This window comes from Pseudomonas putida S13.1.2, assembly GCF_000498395.2.
In the GTDB taxonomy this organism is placed as follows: Bacteria; Pseudomonadota; Gammaproteobacteria; order Pseudomonadales; family Pseudomonadaceae; genus Aquipseudomonas; species Aquipseudomonas putida_Q.
The window spans coordinates 4,611,919-4,631,138 of sequence record NZ_CP010979.1; the positions used below are offsets into that span (position 1 = coordinate 4,611,919).

Genomic DNA, 19,220 nt, shown 5'->3' on the forward strand with positions numbered 1-19,220 from the left:
CACAAGCGCATCACGGATAGCTGGCATAGTTACGGAAGGCCCATGAACTGTCAACCACACTGGAAAAGACTGGTTTACAAGTGCTCACTTATTAACCAACTGTGTTTGTTGTGTGATGAACCGGCCGAGCAGCACTACCCATTGTGCACCGCCTGCGAGCAGGAACTGCCCTGGCTGGCTGATCACTGCCTGCAATGCGCCCTGCCCTTGCCCATGGCCGGCCTGATCTGCGCCCAGTGTTCCCGCCGCTTGCCGGCGTTCGAGCACGTCATTGCGTTGTGGCATTTCGGTTTTCCGGTGGACACGTTGATCAGCCGCTTCAAGCACAATCGTCAATGGCCTTTGGGGCGCTTGATGGCCGAACTGCTGGGGTATGGGCTGCTGCATCGCTTTGCAGAAGGCCTACCCCGCCCTGACCTGCTGTTGCCTGTGCCCTTGGCCAAGCGTCGACTACGCGAGCGCGGGTTCAACCAGGCAGGGATGCTGGGACGGTGGCTGTCTGGGCAACTTGCGCTACCTTGCGATGAGCGAATGCTGGTGCGCACGCGCGAAACACCTGCCCAGCAACAGCTGGATGCCCGGGCAAGGCAGCGCAATTTGCGACAAGCGTTTGCGGTCTCGGGTGAACTGACGGACAAACACGTCGCCATTGTCGATGATGTGTTGACCACCGGTGCTACCGCGCAGGCCATCGCCGAGGTGCTGCGCAAGGCCGGAGCGCGGCGGGTGGATGTGTATTGCCTGGCACGCACGCCCAAGCCGGGGTATGTATGAGGAAACGCGGATCGCCCTCTGTAGGAGCGGCCGTGTGTCGCGATCGGGCTGCACAGCAGCCCCAGCGATATTAGCCACGGCTGAAATCCCGGGGCCGCTTCGCGCCCCTTTCGCGACACAAGGCCGCTCCTACACACTATCCACCTTCTTGCGCCACTACGACCGAATACCCATGCCCCTACCCACCCTGCTTACCCAGCACATCGCCCGCCGCCCCCAACGCATCGCGCTGCTGCAGCACATTGCCGAACAAGGCTCGATCACCCGCGCCGCGAAGGCTGCGGGTATCAGCTACAAGGCGGCCTGGGATGCCATCGACGAGCTCAACAACCTGGCCAGCCAGCCGCTGGTAGAACGCAGCACCGGTGGCCGTGGCGGTGGCGGTGCGCGTTTGTCGCCGGAAGGCGAGCGGGTGCTGCGCCTGTATCAAAGGCTGCAGACACTGCAGGCGCAAATTCTTGAGGCCGCCGAAGAAACCAGCGACCTCGACCTGCTCGGGCGCCTGATGCTGCGCACCAGTGCGCGTAACCAGCTGCAGGGCCAGGTCAGCGGCCTGCGCCGGGAAGGCCGGTATGACCGCATCAGCCTGGCATTGGGCGGCGGCCTGGAGATTGATGCGCTGATCACCCACGACAGTACCGCGCGGCTGGAGCTGACACTGGGGACGATGGTGGTGGCGCTGCTCAAGGCGGGGTGGGTACGGTTGCTGGCGGAGGGGGAAGCAGCCGACGCCGGCAGCAACTGCTTGAGTGCAACGGTGGAAGAAGTGTTGGCAGAGGATGAGGCGCCCAGTGAGGTGCGGCTGGCGTTGGGCAATGGGCAGACGTTGTGTGCCATCGCCGAGGCGGACTGGTTGGCTGGGCAGCCGGTGGCGGCGGGCAGTGCGGTGCGGGTGCAGTTTCATCCGTCCTATGTACTGATTGGAGTTCCTGCATAAGCCTGTGCCGGCCTCTTCGCGGGTAAACCCGCTCCCACAGATATTGCGCACATGCCTGAAGCGGTGCGGTCCCTGTGGGAGCGGCTTTAGCCGCGAAGAGGCCGGTACAGGCATAACGCGTTACCATGGCCCCACGCTGCTTACCCTCCGGAGTCACCATGTCCCACCCCTTCGACACCCTTACCCCCGACCTGGTCCTGGACGCCGTGGAAAGCATCGGCTTTCTCAGCGATGCACGGGTGCTGGCGCTGAACAGCTACGAGAACCGCGTCTATCAGGTGGGCATCGAAGACGCGCAGCCGCTGATCGCCAAGTTCTACCGCCCAGGCCGCTGGAGCGATGCGGCGATCCTCGAAGAGCACAGCTTCACCGCCGAACTGGCCGACTGCGAAGTGCCGGTGGTTGCGCCGATGCAGCACGACGGCCGCACCCTGTTCGAACATCAGGGCTTCCGTTTCACCCTGTTCCCCCGCCGCGGCGGCCACGCACCGGAGCCGGGCAACCTCGACCAGCTCTACCGCCTTGGCCAGTTGCTCGGCCGCCTGCATGCCGTGGGCGCCACCAAACCATTCGAGCACCGTGAGGCCCTGGCTGTGGACAACTTCGGCCACGCCTCGCTGAACACCTTGCTGGACGGTGGTTTTGTCCCTCGCGAACTGTTGCCCGCCTTCGAGTCCGTGGCCCGCGACCTGCTAAAACGTGTCGAGGATATCTACGCCCGCACACCGCACCAGCTGATCCGCCTGCACGGCGACCTGCACCCCGGCAACCTGATGCACCGTGACGAGGTGTACCACGTGGTCGACCTCGACGACTGCCGCATGGGCCCGGCGGTGCAAGACCTGTGGATGATGCTGGCCGGCAGCCGCGAGGAGCGCCTTGGGCAACTGGCCGAACTGATCGACGGCTACAACGAGTTCCACGACTTCGACCCGCGCGAACTGGCCCTGATCGAGCCCCTGCGCGCCCTGCGCCAGTTGCACTACAGCGCGTGGCTGGCACGGCGCTGGAGCGACCCGGCGTTCCCGCCCAGCTTCCCGTGGTTCGGCCAACCCCGCTACTGGGGCGACCAGATTCTCGCCCTGCGCGAACAAATGGCCGCGCTGGATGAAGCACCGCTGAAATTGTTCTAGAAGCATGCCTGCCTCTGTCTACAATAGGCGTCGCTTTATTTAGCTACCTAAGCAAGGATTCTGCATGCACGCCGCAAACCCGCGTCGCGGGTACATCCTGGGCCTGAGCGCCTACATCATCTGGGGCCTGTTCCCCATCTACTTCAAGGCCATCCAGAACGTCCCGGCGGTCGAGATCATTGTCCACCGGGTACTGTGGTCGGCGCTGTTCGGCTCGCTGCTACTGCTAGTGTGGAAACACCCCGGCTGGTGGCGCGAACTGCGCGACAACCCGCGCCGGCTGGGCATACTGGCGCTGAGCGGGGCACTGATCGCCGGCAACTGGCTGACCTATGTGTGGTCGGTAAACAACGGCCGCATGCTCGAGGCCAGCCTGGGGTACTACATCAACCCGCTGATCAACGTGTTGCTGGGCATGCTGATTCTTGGCGAGCGCCTGCGCCGCCTGCAATGGCTGGCGGTAGGCATGGCGGCCGTGGGCGTGGCCCAGCAGGTATGGCAAGTGGGCAGCCTGCCTTGGGTGTCGTTGGTGCTGGCGCTGAGCTTTGGCTTCTACGGGCTGATTCGCAAACAGGCGCCAGTGGCGGCGTTACCGGGCCTGGTGGTGGAAACCTGGATGCTGGTGCCGCTGGCCCTTGGCTGGCTACTGCTGCACCCGGCGGCGATGAGCGCCCAGGGGGCGTTCTACTCCAGCAGCGAAGCACTGTGGCTGATGGCAGCGGGGCCGGTAACACTGGTACCGCTGGTGTGCTTCAACGCTGCGGCCCGGCACCTGCCGTATACCACCCTGGGCTTCCTGCAGTACCTGGCACCTACCCTGGTGCTGTTGCAGGCCGTACTGCTGTTCGATGAGCATTTGTCGTCGAGCACGTTGGTGGCGTTCATGTTCATTTGGGCAGGTTTGGCGATCTACAGCGTCGATGCGTGGATGAATCTGCGCAAGCGCAGCTGATCAAAAAACGATCAAAACTCTGCAGGCCATGCGGTTCGTGGTCTGCAGAAACATCTCCAAAGGTTATCCACACCCTCGTCCCCGTGCTTTGTGCACAAGCTGCTGATTATTGGGTGTTTTTTGATCAAAACTACGCAGGGCACAGAGGGCCTGGGCTGGAGAGGTACGCCCCCAGGTTATCCACAGGGCCTTCCCCGTGATATCGGGATAACCGCAAGGGGCCGCTTCCACTAAGGTTATGCATTCCCCTGTAGGAGCGGCCTTGTGTCGCGATGGGCCGCAAAGCGGCCCCGGCAATCCCGAATCAATCCTCCGCCCGCAACTTCAACTCCACCATCAAATCATCCGCCAGGCTCTCCAGCTTCTGCTGCAGTTCATCCAGCGAAAGGGTCAGCGGCAGCGCCAGCAATGCATCGGCATGAAACAGCGGCTCACTGCTCATCGGTGCCGGCCGCACCTCAGTGGTAAACCGCTCAAGGTTCACCCCCAGATCCGCCAGCAACCGGGTAATGTCCCGCACGATCCCCGGCCGGTCATTCCCCACCAGCTCCATCGCAATCGGCTTCCAGTTACACGACGGCTCGATGCCGCTCTCGGCAATCAGCACCCGAATGTCATACCGGGCCAGCCCCTGCAAGGACGCCACCAGTTCAGCGTAGTTCTCAGCCGGCACCGCCACCCGCAAGATACCGGCAAACTGCCCGGCCATACGCGACATGCGGCTTTCCAGCCAGTTGCCACTGTGGTCGGCGATGCACTGGGCAATGCGTTCGACCTGGCCGGCCTTGTCAGGGGCGATAACAGTCAGTACAAGATGATCCACAAGCCCTTCCTCGTGTCGGGCCGCGCCCGGCGGCAGAAAATCGGGGGATCGGGTCAGTATAGGCAAGGCGCGGCAACCTGCCGCAGGGCGGCCAGCACAACGAATCGTGTACTGTTTCAAGATTTATCTGGAACAATCCACCTGTTTTTTGCGAACATACCCACTCCCAGCGTGACCATACGCGACCAACGGGTCGCATAACGGCGCTTTTAGTCTGATTTTGCCCCGCCTACTGCTTCATGTAGTATCCCGTGGCGCGGACTACAAAACGTCGTTTGGATGTCTGCCAAGGCGCCTGTGAAAATACGCACACTGCCTGCCGGCCTGTCTGGCAAGCCGCACCCAGCCGCGCCCGGTACAACCCGGGGGCACGCACTGGTGCCGTGTTTAGAGAAGCGCTACAGGCTTAATACAGAAGAGCGAAATAGCTGAGCAGAGTGAGGCAAGCAATGACTGGATACGTTCAAGTCGGTGGCCTTCAGGTCGCCAAGGTCCTGTACGACTTCGTGAACAACGAAGCCATCCCCGGGACCGGCATCGTCGCCGAGCAGTTCTGGGCAGGTGCAGAGAAGATCATCAATGACCTCGCTCCAAAGAACAAAGCCCTGCTCGCCAAGCGCGACGAGCTGCAAGCCAAGATCGACGCCTGGCACCAGGCACGCAAAGGCCAGGCACACGATGCCGTAGCCTACAAGGCATTCCTCCAGGAAATCGGCTACCTGCTGCCACAAGCCGACGATTTCCAGGCCACCACCCAGAACGTGGACGAAGAAATCGCCCACATGGCCGGCCCGCAGCTGGTGGTGCCGGTAATGAACGCCCGCTTCGCCCTGAACGCCGCCAACGCCCGCTGGGGTTCGCTGTATGACGCCCTGTACGGCACCGACGCCATCAGCGATGAAGGCGGCGCCGAAAAAGGCCAGGGTTACAACAAGCTGCGTGGGGACAAGGTCATCGCCTTCGCCCGCGCCTTCCTCGACGAAGCCGCGCCACTGGCCGCCGGTTCGCACGTCGATTCCACCGGCTACCGCATCGACGGCGGCAAGCTGGTTGTTGCCCTCAAAGGCGGCAGCAACAGCGGCCTGCGTGACGACGCCCAGCTTATCGGCTTCCACGGTGACGCCGCCGCACCGACCGCCGTGCTGCTCAAGCACAACGGCCTGCACTTCGAAATCCAGGTCGATGCCAGCACCCCGGTTGGCAGCACCGACGCCGCTGGCGTCAAAGACATCCTGATGGAATCGGCACTGACCACCATCATGGACTGCGAAGACTCGGTCGCCGCCGTCGACGCCGACGACAAGGTAATCGTCTACCGCAACTGGCTGGGCCTGATGAAAGGCGACCTGGCCGAAAGCGTGAGCAAGGGTGGCAAAACCTTCACCCGCACCATGAACCCGGACCGCGAGTACGCCGCGCCCAATGGCGGCAGCGTCACCCTGCATGGCCGTTCGCTGCTGTTCGTGCGCAACGTTGGCCACCTGATGACCAACCCGGCGATCCTCGATGCCCAAGGCAACGAGATCCCCGAAGGCATCCAGGACGGCCTGTTCACCAACCTGATCGCCCTGCACAACCTCAACGGCAACACCAGCCGCAAGAACACCCGCAGCGGCAGCGTGTATATCGTCAAGCCGAAGATGCACGGCCCGGAAGAAGTCGCCTTCGCCGCCGAAATCTTCAGCCAGGTCGAAGACCTGCTGGGCATGCCGCGCAACACCGTCAAGGTCGGCATCATGGACGAGGAGCGCCGTACCACGGTCAACCTCAAGTCCTGCATCAAGGCAGCCGCCGAGCGCGTAGCGTTCATCAACACCGGTTTCCTCGACCGCACCGGCGATGAAATCCACACCTCGATGGAAGCCGGCGCCGTGGTGCGCAAAGGCGCCATGAAAAACGAGAAGTGGATCGGCGCCTACGAGAACAACAACGTCGACGTAGGCCTGGCCACCGGCCTGCAAGGCCGTGCGCAAATCGGCAAGGGCATGTGGGCCATGCCCGACCTGATGGCTGCCATGCTTGAGCAGAAGATCGCCCACCCGCTGGCCGGTGCCAACACCGCCTGGGTACCGTCGCCAACTGCCGCCACCCTGCACGCCCTGCACTACCACAAGGTGGACGTGCAGGCGCGTCAGCGTGAACTGGCTTCGCGCACCCCGGCATCGGTGGACGACATCCTCGCCATCCCGCTGGCCGCCGACACCAACTGGTCGGACGAAGAAATCCGCAACGAGCTGGACAACAACGCCCAGGGCATCCTCGGCTACGTGGTGCGCTGGATCGACCAGGGTGTGGGTTGCTCGAAAGTGCCGGACATCAACAACGTCGGCCTGATGGAAGACCGTGCCACCCTGCGTATTTCTGCCCAGCTGCTGGCCAACTGGCTGCGCCATGGTGTGGTCAGCCAGGAGCAGGTGCTGGAAAGCCTCAAGCGCATGGCCGTGGTGGTCGACCAGCAGAACGCCGGTGACGCCCTGTACCGCCCGATGGCGCCGAACTTCGACGACAACGTCGCGTTCCAGGCGGCTGTAGAGCTGGTGGTAGAAGGTGGCAAACAGCCGAACGGCTATACCGAGCCGGTGCTGCACCGCCGTCGCCGCGAGTTCAAGGCGCGTAACGGGTTGTAAGTAACACCTGCGAACGGGGGCCGCTGTGCGGCCCATTCGCCGGCAAGCCAGCTCCCACAGGCACTGCACAGGCCTTGAAATCTGTGCGGTCCCTGTGGGAGCTGGCTTGCCGGCGATGAGGCCGGAACAGGCCACTACTTACTCGATCTTCAGTTCTTTCTTCACCAGTTCCAGCAGCTTTCCCAGGTCCACCGGCTTGAGCAGGAAATCCACCACCCCCAGGTGCATCACGTCCACCGCCTCTTCCACATCGGTGTCGCCCGACACCACGATGATCGACAACGCTGCGCGCTCCGATGCGCGAATCGTGCGGATCAGGTCCAGGCCATCTTCGGGCTGCATGCGCAAGTCCGTAATCATCAATGCGATGCGCTTCTGGTAGTGCAGGTAAAGCCTGGCTTCCTCGGCCCCGTCCGCCCCCACCGCGTCAATGCCCCGGCTTTTCAGGTACACGATCAGCGCCTCGCGGTTAACCGCGTTGTCATCCACCACCAGCACCAACGGCCTGGGTGCCACAGGCGCACTCACCACGGCCAATGCCTCACGCTCGGCGTCGCTCAGGATGTCGGTGTGCTCAGGCATGCTCATCTCGTCAAAAATTCCGCTTCAGCATTAGGACCACATTACTTGCATCACCCGATTCACCTTTCGTCGGGTCTTTGACAGGGGCGTTCATAGACTTACGTCCAATGGGCACCACCCCGCCGCAAGCCGACCATGGAGGCAGAAAACAACAGGGCCGGCACCTATATATAGATATATATAGTTCGGCGTAGCGATACGGTCAGTTTCATGAGCAAAAATGACGCCTACAGCCAGGCGGGCAGGACAGCAATACTGCAGAACATCCAGGGCACCTTGCAGTTCCTGCAGCGCTTCCCTCCGTTCAACCAGATGGAACACAGCCACCTGGCCTACCTGGTCGAGCAATGCCAGCTGCGCTTCTATGCCTGCGGCGAGAGCATCGTCAAGCCTGCCGACGGGCCGGTCGAGCACTTCTACATCGTCAAACAGGGCCGCGTGGTTGGCGAGCGCCAGCACCTGGTCAAGCCTGGCGTGGAAACCACCTTCGAAATCACCAGTGGCGAGTGCTTCCCGCTGGCCGCCCTGCTGGGCGAGCGAGCCACCCGCACCGAGCACCTGGCCGGTGAAGATACCTTCTGCCTGCAGTTGAACAAGGCCGCGTTCATCCGCGTGTTCTCGATGTCTGAAGTGTTTCGGGATTTTGCCCTGCGCGGGGTCAGCAGCCTGCTCGACCAGGTCAACCAGCAGGTACGACAGCGTGCCGTGGAAACCCTCGGCACCCAGTACTCGCTGAACACCCCCCTGGGTGAACTGGCCATGCGTCACCCGGTGGTGTGCACTGGCGACACGTCCCTGCGCGAGGCCGTGCGGCTGATGCACGAGCAACAGGTCGGCAGCATCGTGGTGATCGACCCGCAGCGCTACCCCACCGGCATCTTCACCCTGCGCGACCTGCGCCAGGTGGTGGCCTCGGCGGATGCCGACCTGGGCGCCCCCATCGAGCGGCACATGACGGTCAAACCCTTCTACCTCAGCCCTCAGGCCAGCGCTTTCGACGCGGCCATGGCCATGACCGAGCGGCATATCGCCCACGTGTGCCTGGTGGAAAACCGGCGCCTGTGCGGGGTGGTTTCCGAGCGCGACCTGTTCTCGCTGCAACGGGTCGACCTGGTGCACCTGGCGCGCACCATCCGCCATGCGCCCCGGCTGGACACCCTGGTCTCGCTGCGCGGGGAAATCAGCCAGCTTGTGGAGCGCATGCTGGCCCATGGCGCATCGTCCACGCAGATCACCCAGATCATCACCCTGCTCAACGACCACACCGTGTGCCGGGTGATCGAGCTGGCGCTTGCCGAGCGTGGCGACCCAGGCGTGCCGTTCAGCTGGTTGTGCTTTGGCAGCGAAGGGCGCCGCGAACAGACCCTGCACACCGACCAGGACAATGGCATCCTCTTCGAAGCTGCCGACAGCGCTGAGGCCGATGCCGTTCGTGCCCGCCTGCTGCCGCTCGCGCAATACATCAACCAGTGCCTGGCCCAGTGCGGCTTTACCCTGTGCAAGGGCAACGTCATGGCCGGCAACCCTGACTTGTGCCTGTCGCGCAGCGAGTGGGCACGGCGCTTTGCCGGCTTTGTTCGCGAAGCCAGCCCGGAAAACCTGCTGGGTTCGAGCATCTACTTCGACCTGCGCGTGGTGTGGGGCGATGAGCAAGGTTGCGAGCAACTGCGCCAGGGCCTGCTGGACCAGGTGGCCGACAACCGCATCTTCCAGCGCATGCTGGCTGACAATGCCCTGCGCCAGCGCCCGCCGGTGGGGCGCCTGCGCGAGTTCGTGCTGACCCGCCAGGGCAACGACAAGGCCGCCACCCTCGACCTCAAGGTTCAGGGCCTGACGCCCTTCGTCGACGGTGCCAGGCTACTGGCATTGGCCAATGGCGTCGGTGCCTGCAATACCCTGGAGCGGCTGCGCCAGCTGGTAGCCAAGGGTGTGATCGAGCCACTGGATGGCGCGGCCTATGAAGAGGCCTACCACTTCATCCAGCAAACCCGGATGCAGCAGCACCAGCGCCAGGCCCGCGACAACCTGCCCTACTCCAACCGGCTCGACCCGGACAGCCTCAACCACCTGGACCGGCGCATCCTGCGCGAGTCCCTGCGCCAGGCCCAGCGCCTGCAAAGCAGCTTGAGCCTGCGGTACCAGCTATGAGCCTGTTCGCCTGGCTGCGCCCCACCGCGCCCGAACTGGACCACGCCACACGCCAGCGCCTGGCACGGTTGCCCAAGCCCGCGCCGCTGGGGGTATGTACCCTGCGCGAACAGCGATGGGTGGTGCTGGACCTGGAAACCAGTGGCCTCAACCCCAACCGTGACCAGGTATTGTCGATCGGGGCAGTGGCTATCGAGGACGGTGCCATCGACTTTGCCCAGCAGTTCGAGCGTACGCTGCACCGGCCTTTGCAGAAGACCAACGCCAGCGTGCTGATCCATGGCCTGGGCCCCAGCGCCCTGGCTGCCGGTTGCGACCCGGCCGAGGCCTTGCTCGATTTGCTCGATTTCATTGGCAACAGCCCGGTGCTGGCGTTTCATGCGCCATTCGACCAGCGCATGCTGGCCCGTGCGCTGAAGGAGAGCCTTGGGCATCGCTTGCAGTCACTGTTCCTCGACGTTGCCGAACTGGCGCCGATGCTCAACCCCGACACGGTGCTGCGCGAGGCCGGGCTGGATGACTGGGTGGCGCGGTTTGGTTTGCAGGTGGAGGAGCGTCATCATGCCAGTGCCGATGCCCAGGTGACCGCAGAGCTGGCGCTGATCCTGTTCAGCCAGGCCCGGCGCCAGCAGCTGGACAGCCCGTTGCAGCTGGAGCAGCGGTTGCGCGGGTGGCGGCGGCGCCAAGCCCACAGCCATGGGTTGTAGGGCTTTTCCATGATGGCAATCCGATAAGCGTCCATTGCACCCACCCCCTCCCCTCTGCAACAATCGAGAATAGTTATCGTTAGTTAATGCATTCGTTCCGGGGGGACGCTGCTTGTCTTCTGCACACAGCCCACACGCCGATCTGGTCGGTGCGCTATACCGCGACCACCGCGGCTGGTTGCTCGCCTGGCTGCAGCGCAGCATGGCCTGCCGCCAACGTGCCGAAGACCTCAGCCAGGACACCTTCGTGCGCCTGCTCGGCCGTGAGCAGCTGGACACGCCCCGTGAACCCCGTGCGTTTCTGGCCGCCGTGGCCAAGGGGCTGATGTTCGACCACTTTCGCCGCGCCGCGCTGGAACAGGCCTACCTGGCCGAGCTGGCCCTGATCCCGGAAGCCGAACACCCTTCACCAGAAGTGCAGCACCTTATTCTCGAAGACCTCAAAGCCATCGACCGCCTGCTCGGCAAGCTCTCGAGCAAAGCCCGCGCAGCGTTCCTGCACAACCGCCTGGACGGCATGGGCCATGCCGAAATCGCCGAGCGCCTGGGCGTTTCGGTATCGCGGGTGCGCCAGTACATCGCCCAAGGCATGCGCCAGTGCTATGTGGCCCTGTACGGGGAACCGACGTGAGCAATGCACCGGTTTCGTCCCAGGTACTGGAAGACGCCATCGCCTGGAAACTCAGCCTGGGCGACGCCAGCGGCACGCCCGATGAACGCAGCGAATTCATGCGCTGGCATGCCGCCAGCGAAGAACACGCGCGTGCCTGGCGCCAGCTCGGCGCCATGGACCAACGCGTCAGTGCGGCAGCCGGCCCGGCACGCCAGGCCTTGCTGCAATCACGCGCCGGCCTGCGTCGACGCATCGGCAAAGTGGGCGGCGGGCTGGCCGGCATGTTCCTGCTCGGCTCGCTGCTGGCCTGGGTCGGCGCACCGTCGCTGGCCCCAAGCTACTGGCTGGCCGACCAGCGTACCGCTACCGGCGAACTGCGAACCCTGCGCCTGGAAGACGGCACCCTGCTGAGCCTGAACACGCACACCGCCGTAGACATCGACTACGCGGGCGAGCAGCGGGTAATCGTGCTGCACCAGGGCGAAATCTCGGTCGAAACCGGCCACCAGGACCCGCGCCCGCTGCTGGTACGCACCGACGACGGTCGCCTGCGCCCCCTTGGCACGCGCTTCCTGGTGCGCCGCGAAGCCGGTGGTACGCGCCTGGAAGTGCTGCAAGCCTCGGTTGCTGCCATGCCGCACAACAGTGGCGACGAGCAAGTGCTGCGCGAAGGCCAGCAGGTGCTGATGAATGCCAACGGCCTCGGCAAGATGGGCACCGTGCCTGCCGGTGCCGATGCCTGGACCCGCGGCATGCTGGTGGTGGACAACGTGCGCCTGGGCGACCTGCTGGCCGCACTTGGCAAATACCGCAGCGGCTACCTCGGGGTAGACGAGCAAGTCGCCGACCTGCGAGTGACCGGCAGCTTCCCGCTGACCGACACCAATCTGGCGCTGGAGTCGTTGGTACCGGCCTTGCCGGTGAAGATCGAGCGGCATACCCAGTGGTGGGTGAACGTCGTTCCCAAGTAGACCTGTAACGGCCTCTTCGCGGGTGAACCCGCTCCCACAGGTGTTTCACAGTGCCTGGCCCCGTGGGGTCCCTGTGGGAGCGGGTTCACCCGCGAAGAGGCCAGTGCAGGCAAATATTCATTTCAAATAATTCTCAATATTTTTCAGATTCACCCTGTCACTTTTCAATTCTCGCTCGGCAAGGAAGCAGCAAGCACTTACCCGTCGAGGAACCGCCGCATGTCCCGTGCCGTTGATCGTATCCTGCGCCCCAGTTTGATGGCCCTGGCCATCGGCCTGGCTGCCCCGCTGGCAAGCCCCGCCTTGTTCGCCGCCGAGCAATCCACTGCCCGCGCCTACAACCTGCCCAGCGCGCCGCTAGCCACCACCCTCAACCAGATCGCCAGCCAGGCCGGCATTGCCCTGGCCATCGACCCGGCACTGGTCAGCGGCCGCACCTCGGCCCCGGTGAGCGGCCAGTACGACGGCCTTGGCGCTCTGCAAGCAGCCCTGCGCGGTACCGGCCTGCAGTTGCAACAGAGCAGCGTCGGTAGCTACAGCCTGGTGGCCGTGCCGGATGGCGCCCTGGCCCTACCGGAAACCACCGTGGACGCCGCCAGCGTTTCTGAAAGTGCCTGGGGCCCGGTAGAGGGTTACCTGGCCAAGCGCACCGCCGCTGGCACCAAGACCGACACCGCGCTGGTGGAGGCCCCCCGCTCCATCTCCATCGCCACCCGCGAGCAGATGAAAGACCGCGGCGTGCACAGCCTGGATGACGCCGTGCGCTACATGCCGGGTATCGTGTCGGCCAGTTTCGGTAGCGACACGCGGTATGACTGGATGCGCGTGCGCGGCTTCGAGCCCACCCAGTTCCTCGATGGCCTGCCGCTGCCACGCGGCGTGTACGCCAACCCCAAAGCCGAAACCTGGAACCTCGACCGCCTCGCCCTGCTGCGTGGCCCGGCCTCCTCGATTTATGGCCAAACCCCGCCCGGCGGCCTGCTGGACATGGTCAGCCGCCGGCCGCAGGCCGAAAGCGCCCATGAGATCGAGCTGCAATATGGCAGCGACAACCATCGCCAGATCAACTTTGCCAGCACTGGCAAGATCGATGATGAAGGCCGCTTTCTGTACGGCGTCAGTGGTGTGATCCGCGACAGCGGCACACAGATCGACCACATCGACAACAAGCGCTACAACATCGCGCCAAGCCTGACCTGGAACATCGACGAAGACACTACGTTGACCTTGCTGACCCAGTTCACCCGTGACGATACCGGCGCCACCAGCCAGTTCCGGCCGATCCAGGGCACCAAGATCGACATGCCGTTCGGCAAGATCTCGCACCACAAGAACCTGGGTGACCCGGACTACGAGTTCTACGACCGCACTTACTACGCGCTGGGCTACGCCTTCGAACACCGGATCAACGACGTGTGGCAGTTCCGTCAGAACCTGCGCTACACCAAGTCGGACCTGTCGTTCCAGACCATCACCCCTGGCAGTTACTACGCGCCGGGTGGCCCGGTGCAAGACGATGGCACGGTCAGCCGCATGTCCACCAACACCGACGAAGACATCAGCCAGTTTGCGGTGGACAACAACTTCCAGGCCGACTTCGCCACCGGGGACATTACCCACACCCTGCTGATCGGCCTGGACCACCAGCGCGTCAATACCAACTACCTGTCGATCTTCGGCTTCAACGTGCCGGACAGCAACGTCAACAACCCAGTCTACGGGCTGCCGATCACCCGCCCGGATCGCTCGACCGCGTTTTATGACTACAACCAGAAAACCCGTCAGACCGGCCTGTATGTGCAGGACCAGATGGCACTTGGCAACTGGCGCCTGACCCTGGGTGGTCGTGAAGACTGGGTGCATACCGGCACCAAGTTCTTCAACCAGGACGACGCCACCAGTACCCAGCGGGACAAGAAATTCAGCGGTAACGCAGCCATCAGCTATGTGTTCGACTCGGGCTTCGTGCCGTACCTGTCGTATGCCGAGTCGTTCCAGCCGTCCAGCAATGCCAGTGTGTCGGCAACTAACCCGCTCAAACCCACCGAAGGCAAGCAGTGGGAGCTGGGCGTGAAGTACCAGCCGCCAGGCTCCAACACCCTGCTGTCGGCGGCCGTGTATGACCTGACCCAGAAAAACGTCGCGGTCACCGACACCGTCGGTGGTGTGACCATCACCAGCCAGACCGGCGAAGTGAAAGTCCGCGGCCTTGAGCTGGAAGCGGTTTCCGATGTTACCGAAAACCTGAAGGTGATAGCCGCCTACACCCTGGCCAAGTCCGAGGTGCAGGACGGCGATTTCAAAGGCAACCGCTTGCAGCTGATGCCTAACCAGCAGGCGTCCGTCTGGGGCGACTACACCTGGCATTCGGGCGTGCTCGACGGCTTCGGCATCGGCCTGGGCGCGCGTTATACCGGCAATACCTACGGTGACCAGGCCAATACCTACCTGGGCAAGGCCAAGGCCTACACCGTGTTCGATGCGTCGGTGCACTACGACCTGGGTCGCCTGAACAGCAGCCTGAAGGGCGCGTCGGTGGCGGTCAATGCCACCAACCTGCTGAACAAGGATTACCTCTCTACCTGTGACTCGTACTACTGCTACTACGGCGATGAGCGCAGCGTTGTCGCCAGCGCCACTTACAAGTTCTGAGTGAGCGGGGCCGCTTTGCGGCCCTTTCGCGACACAAGGCCGCTCCTACAGGGGATCGCATTCTCATGTAGAAGCGGCCTTGTGTCGCGAAAGGGCTGCGCAGCAGCCCCACGAACCAACAGACAAAAATCGGTACCGTGATGAAAAGCCCAACCATCCGCCGCTGGTCCGTGATCCATACCTGGAGCAGCCTGGTCTGTACCCTGTTCCTGTTGCTGCTGGCACTCACCGGCCTGCCGCTGATCTTCCACCACGAACTCGAACAGCTGCTCGGCGACGCCCCCGAACTGCGCGTGATGCCGGCAGGCACCCCGCACCTCGACCTGCAGCAGCTTGTAGTGAAAGCCGAACAGCACCGCCCCGGCGAGGTGATGCAGTACTTCGGCTACGACGAAGACGAACCCAACGGCGTGGTCGCCATAACCGCCGCCACGGCCGACACCGACCCCAACCTGTCGCACACCTTCATGCTCGACGCCCGCACCGGCGAAGCGGTGGCCATGCCGGCTGCCAATGGCGGTTTCATGATGGTCATGCTGCGCCTGCATGTGGACATGTTCGCCGGCTTGCCCGGCAAGCTGCTGCTGGCCTTCATGGGCATACTGTTCATTGTCGCGATCGTCTCCGGCACCGTGCTCTATGCGCCGTTCATGCGCCGCCTGGCGTTCGGCACCGTGCGCCACGAAAAGTCGCGCCGCCTGCGCTGGCTCGACCTGCACAACCTGCTCGGCGTGGTCACCCTGGCGTGGGCGTTGACGGTGGGCGTGACCGGGGTGATCAGCGCCCTGTCCGACCTGGTCATCGCCGCCTGGCGCAACGACAGCCTGGCCACCATGGTCGCGCCTTACCGCGATGCCCCGCCGCTCACCGAGCGCGCGCCAGCCACCCGCCTGCTGGAGATTGCCGAACAGGCCGCCCCCGGCATGCGCCCGGACTTCATCGCCTTCCCCGGCACGCGCTTTTCCAGCGAACACCACTACGCGGTGTTCATGAACGGCTCCACCCATCTCACTTCGCACCTGTTCACGCCGGTGCTGATCGACGCCCGCACCCTTGAAGTGACTGCGGTAGGCGACCGCCCTTGGTACATGGACGCGCTGGGCCTGTCGCAGCCGCTGCATTTTGGCGACTACGGCGGCCGGCCGATGCAGATCCTCTGGGCCGTACTGGACGTGCTTACCATCATCGTGCTCGGCAGCGGCCTCTACCTGTGGTGGGGCAAGCAGCGCAAACCCAGAGAGACGCGAACATGAGCCACAAGTCGCAATCCACTGCGCGCCTCTTCGCCTGGCCAGCGTTGATTGCCCTGCTGGGCTTCCTGGGGCTGTTCGCCGCCCTGCTGGGCGACGGAGGTTGGGATGTGCTGGCCTGGGCCGGTTTGGGCCTTCCGGCCCTGCTGAGCCTGCGCGGGCTGTTCTGGCGTCGGCGGCGCTAGCCGGCTACCACCCCGCAGCCGCGGGTATTGCCAAGCATGGGGCTTTCCTCAATCAAGGATCAGCCCCATGCGCCCCCTCGAACGTCTGGAACAGATCGACCGACAGATCGGTGACCTGCTCGATAGCCTCCCCACCGTCGACCCCAAACAGCCCATCAGCCCCGCCACGCGCACCTGGCTGCACGGCGAGGTGGCCAGTTTCTGGGCCACGGCCGATGAGCAAGGCAACACGCGCAGACAGCTGTTGCTGACACTGCGCAAGGCACTGATGCTGACCGAGATCGAATTGCGCGTCGCCGACCAGACCTTGGGCAACGGGCAGGCCGAACTGTTGCGCACTTGCCTGGAGAAGCCACTGCCCTCACAACGCCGGCACCTGCCTCTGGCCGAACGGCCACAGGTCTACCGCGTCCTGCTGGAAAACCGGCGGCCAAACTGGCGCAGCTACCTGCCAGGCACTCTGGTCATCGTTGCCAGTACCGTCGAGGGCCAAATGCTCACGGCTGAAGACTCCGCAGGGAGTGCCTTGCTGTGCAGCCTGTCCCAAGGTATCGAGGCCTTCGAGTCCCTTGCCGCACTGCACAAAGAGCTTTGCGAACGCCTGGAGGATCCGCTGCAGAGCAAGCCACTGCTGCACCTGTACCTTGATGAACAGGCAGACCGCGCTCGCCGGTCACAACGCCTGCGCTATGACTGGTACGCCGACAGCCTGCTGGGGGCCCAGGTCGACTGCGTGATCGAGGCCCAGCGCCAGCGCTTGACTGAACCCGGTTTGTGGGGCAGTCACACAGCCGACCAGCACACCCGCTTGAGTAGGGCCATGGCGCTTCGGCACGAAGTCGGTGCCAAACCCAGCGTGCAGACACGCTATTCGCAACTGCTGGAAAAGAACCTGCCAAACTGGCTGCGCAACACCTCCGCGCAAGGCTTGAGCCATATCATGCAGGCTGTGCAGGAGCTGGTGGCAACCGCCGAGCGGGCGGCAGCCCCCGGAGTGCTGAGCCTCAATGATTTCAAGCAGCGCAACAGCCTGCTGTCCTGGGCCAATGCACGCCTGCGCGAGCGCCTGAGCCATGACCTGAGCTACGACACGGACCCTGGCGAAATTCAGGTCAGTGTCGTCCGCGCCCGCCGCACCGGCGCTGTCATGCATCCCTTCGCCACCTCCTCCTATTTGGCCTATGCCGGCATGCAACGCGTGGGCAATGAGATGGTGGAGATGGTCGAGGAAAGCAACACGCTCGAGCAACTGGCGCTGAAGAACCTGCCATGGTTCGACACCGACTACTGGCTTACCGCGCGCATCGTCCACGCCCGGGGGGGTGCGTTGCCCGCCGCGCTCACGCCGCACTATGTGAAGAACATGATCCGGGAACTGAACGTGGGTGACAGTTATGCCAAGTACCTGCACACCCAGCTCATCAGCTCCAGGGCGGGCAAGTGGCGCCAGGCCGCACACAGCCGGGTAAACCTGGCGCGCATGCGCGCAGAAGCGGTCAAAGCGCGCTATGCCGGGCATTTCGGCGATGACCCTTTCGAGCATGGTTACAGCTGGGTTTGCGCAGTGCTGGACCAACCGCACAATGCCTTGCGTGCCCCGGTAGCCGGCTACCCGGTCACGGTTCGGCAGTTCAACATCATGGGCCATACCTTGCAGGGCGTGCTGCTGCTCAATAGCGCGACCTACAAGTCCCAGGCATGCGTTTTGTATACGCCGGATGCCCCGGACCGCAGGGCCTGGCGCCGCTTTCGCACACCGCGTGAACTGCTTCGGACCTTGCGCCTGCAGCCCGGGCTGAAAGCGTACGTGGCACAGCGCCTGCCATTGCTTCCTGCCGACAAGGTGCAGCGCCTTCTGGACAAAGGGCGCCTGGGCACGCATGTGAAAACCCCGGCGGTGAACGATGACCTGTTCTTCGTCTATTACCTGGCCGAAGTCAAAGCGCTGATCGCCCAGGCCGATGCCGACAGCATGACGACCCAGGAAGTGAATGCGCAGTCGGTCATCGCACTGAGCTGGCGCCTGGTGGACTTCATCAGTCTGCTACTACCCAACCACGCCCTGATGACGTTGTCGATCGGCCGCATGGCCATCGAGATCTGGGACGGCGTCGAGGCCTTCAAGCAGGAGGATGCCGAAGGGGTGATGCGCCACGCCTACAATGCTTTCAGCTACCTCAATGATGCAGCGATCAGTTATGTCGGCTCCGGCCTGCTGCGACGTTCGTTGCGCGGCATGCCCAAACAACCGCCATTGCCGTTGCCTGCGCGCCTCCAGGCGCAACCGGACACCAGCAACCTGCGCTATCGCATAGACGGGATCTACGGTGAAGGGGTGTACGAACAGCGCACGGCGTTTGGCGGGCTGTCGCTGTACTTCGTCAAGGACAACGACAACCGCTACTACCAGGTGAGTTTCGACGGCTACCGCTGGCGGGCCATCGACCCTGACCAGCCGGATGCCTACCTGCATCAGCCGCTCAAGCGCAAAGCCGACGGGCAATGGGTAATCGACTCTCCCCTGCAGTGGTATGACGGGCTGCCCGACCTTAAGCAGTTGCTGCAGGACTGCTACCTGCAAGCGCCACTGGCGGGCACACCGCTGAACGTCGAACAAGGGCTCTACCAGGCTGACGATCAACTGTACCTGGTGCTCAAGGGCGGCCAGTTACCTGTACGCCGCCACCTGCTGCCGGACCGTTACCATTTGCAGATTGCCGTAGCCAGCAGCGCCGGCGTAGTGCCGTGGGCAGTGCTGCGCCACGAGAACGGCCAGTGGCTGATACGCGTTCGCCAAGCGGGGCGCAGCAGCGACTGGCTGGCATTGCCAGATCAGCCACTGCCAGCCCGCTGAATGGCCGAACCG

General features: G+C 63.7%; 14 protein-coding genes and 1 pseudogene. 13 read left to right on the top strand and 2 right to left on the bottom strand.

Features of this window, described 5'->3' with window-relative positions:
- The first annotated feature begins 42 nt into the window (after positions 1 to 42).
- The 4 genes from N805_RS20475 to rarD all read left to right on the top strand — a co-directional run bounded on the left by N805_RS20475 (position 43) and on the right by rarD (position 3,796).
- Positions 43 to 774, top strand: a complete 732-nt coding sequence (locus tag N805_RS20475; RefSeq protein ID WP_019472552.1) for a ComF family protein — start codon at positions 43 to 45, stop codon at positions 772 to 774.
- Positions 775 to 946: 172 nt separating this feature from the next.
- The gene (locus N805_RS20480) at positions 947 to 1,711 is read left to right on the top strand and encodes a TOBE domain-containing protein (protein ID WP_019472553.1); all 765 of its coding nucleotides are present in this window, start codon (positions 947 to 949) and stop codon (positions 1,709 to 1,711) included.
- Between the two features lie 158 nt (positions 1,712 to 1,869).
- Entirely contained in the window at positions 1,870 to 2,844 is a 975-nt protein-coding gene (locus N805_RS20485) for a serine/threonine protein kinase (RefSeq protein WP_019470553.1), read from the top strand.
- A 64-nt stretch (positions 2,845 to 2,908) separates the two neighbouring features.
- A complete protein-coding gene (rarD, locus tag N805_RS20490; protein WP_019470552.1) occupies positions 2,909 to 3,796 on the top strand; it encodes an EamA family transporter RarD in 888 nt (295 codons plus the stop codon).
- Between the two features lie 304 nt (positions 3,797 to 4,100).
- On the opposite strand, the gene N805_RS20495 is transcribed toward rarD, so the two are convergent.
- Complete coding sequence (locus N805_RS20495) at positions 4,101 to 4,619, bottom strand: glycine cleavage system protein R (protein WP_019470551.1); 519 nt, start codon at positions 4,617 to 4,619, stop codon at positions 4,101 to 4,103.
- Positions 4,620 to 5,068: 449 nt separating this feature from the next.
- Between N805_RS20495 and N805_RS20500 the strand changes: the two genes are divergently transcribed.
- A complete protein-coding gene (locus N805_RS20500) occupies positions 5,069 to 7,246 on the top strand; it encodes a malate synthase G (protein WP_019470550.1) in 2,178 nt (725 codons plus the stop codon).
- Positions 7,247 to 7,384: 138 nt separating this feature from the next.
- Here the strand turns inward: N805_RS20500 and N805_RS20505 are convergent.
- A pseudogene (locus N805_RS20505) lies at positions 7,385 to 7,922 on the bottom strand (response regulator).
- Positions 7,923 to 8,038: 116 nt separating this feature from the next.
- On the opposite strand from N805_RS20505, the gene N805_RS20510 reads away from it, so the two are divergent.
- The 8 genes from N805_RS20510 to N805_RS20545 all read left to right on the top strand — a co-directional run bounded on the left by N805_RS20510 (position 8,039) and on the right by N805_RS20545 (position 19,208).
- Entirely contained in the window at positions 8,039 to 9,976 is a 1,938-nt protein-coding gene (locus N805_RS20510; protein WP_019470549.1) for a DUF294 nucleotidyltransferase-like domain-containing protein, read from the top strand.
- Positions 9,973 to 10,683, top strand: a complete 711-nt coding sequence (locus N805_RS20515) for a PolC-type DNA polymerase III (RefSeq protein WP_019470548.1) — start codon at positions 9,973 to 9,975, stop codon at positions 10,681 to 10,683. Before N805_RS20510 ends, N805_RS20515 begins: the two co-directional genes overlap by 4 nt.
- Before the next feature lie 112 nt (positions 10,684 to 10,795).
- Positions 10,796 to 11,314, top strand: a complete 519-nt coding sequence (locus tag N805_RS20520) for an RNA polymerase sigma factor (RefSeq protein WP_019470547.1) — start codon at positions 10,796 to 10,798, stop codon at positions 11,312 to 11,314.
- The gene (locus tag N805_RS20525) at positions 11,311 to 12,267 is read left to right on the top strand and encodes a FecR domain-containing protein (protein ID WP_019470546.1); all 957 of its coding nucleotides are present in this window, start codon (positions 11,311 to 11,313) and stop codon (positions 12,265 to 12,267) included. Before N805_RS20520 ends, N805_RS20525 begins: the two co-directional genes overlap by 4 nt.
- A 219-nt stretch (positions 12,268 to 12,486) precedes the next feature.
- A complete protein-coding gene (locus tag N805_RS20530) occupies positions 12,487 to 14,919 on the top strand; it encodes a TonB-dependent siderophore receptor (RefSeq protein ID WP_019470545.1) in 2,433 nt (810 codons plus the stop codon).
- 140 nt (positions 14,920 to 15,059) lie between these two features.
- Positions 15,060 to 16,172, top strand: a complete 1,113-nt coding sequence (locus N805_RS20535) for a PepSY-associated TM helix domain-containing protein (protein WP_019470544.1) — start codon at positions 15,060 to 15,062, stop codon at positions 16,170 to 16,172.
- Positions 16,169 to 16,354: a hypothetical protein gene (locus N805_RS20540; RefSeq protein WP_019470543.1), complete on the top strand. Its 186-nt coding sequence runs from the start codon at positions 16,169 to 16,171 to the stop codon at positions 16,352 to 16,354. The genes N805_RS20535 and N805_RS20540 overlap by 4 nt, the downstream gene beginning before the upstream one ends.
- 67 nt (positions 16,355 to 16,421) lie before the next feature.
- Positions 16,422 to 19,208 (top strand): dermonecrotic toxin domain-containing protein, encoded by a 2,787-nt coding sequence (locus N805_RS20545; RefSeq protein WP_019470542.1) that lies wholly within the window; start codon positions 16,422 to 16,424, stop codon positions 19,206 to 19,208.
- Positions 19,209 to 19,220: the final 12 nt, after the last annotated feature.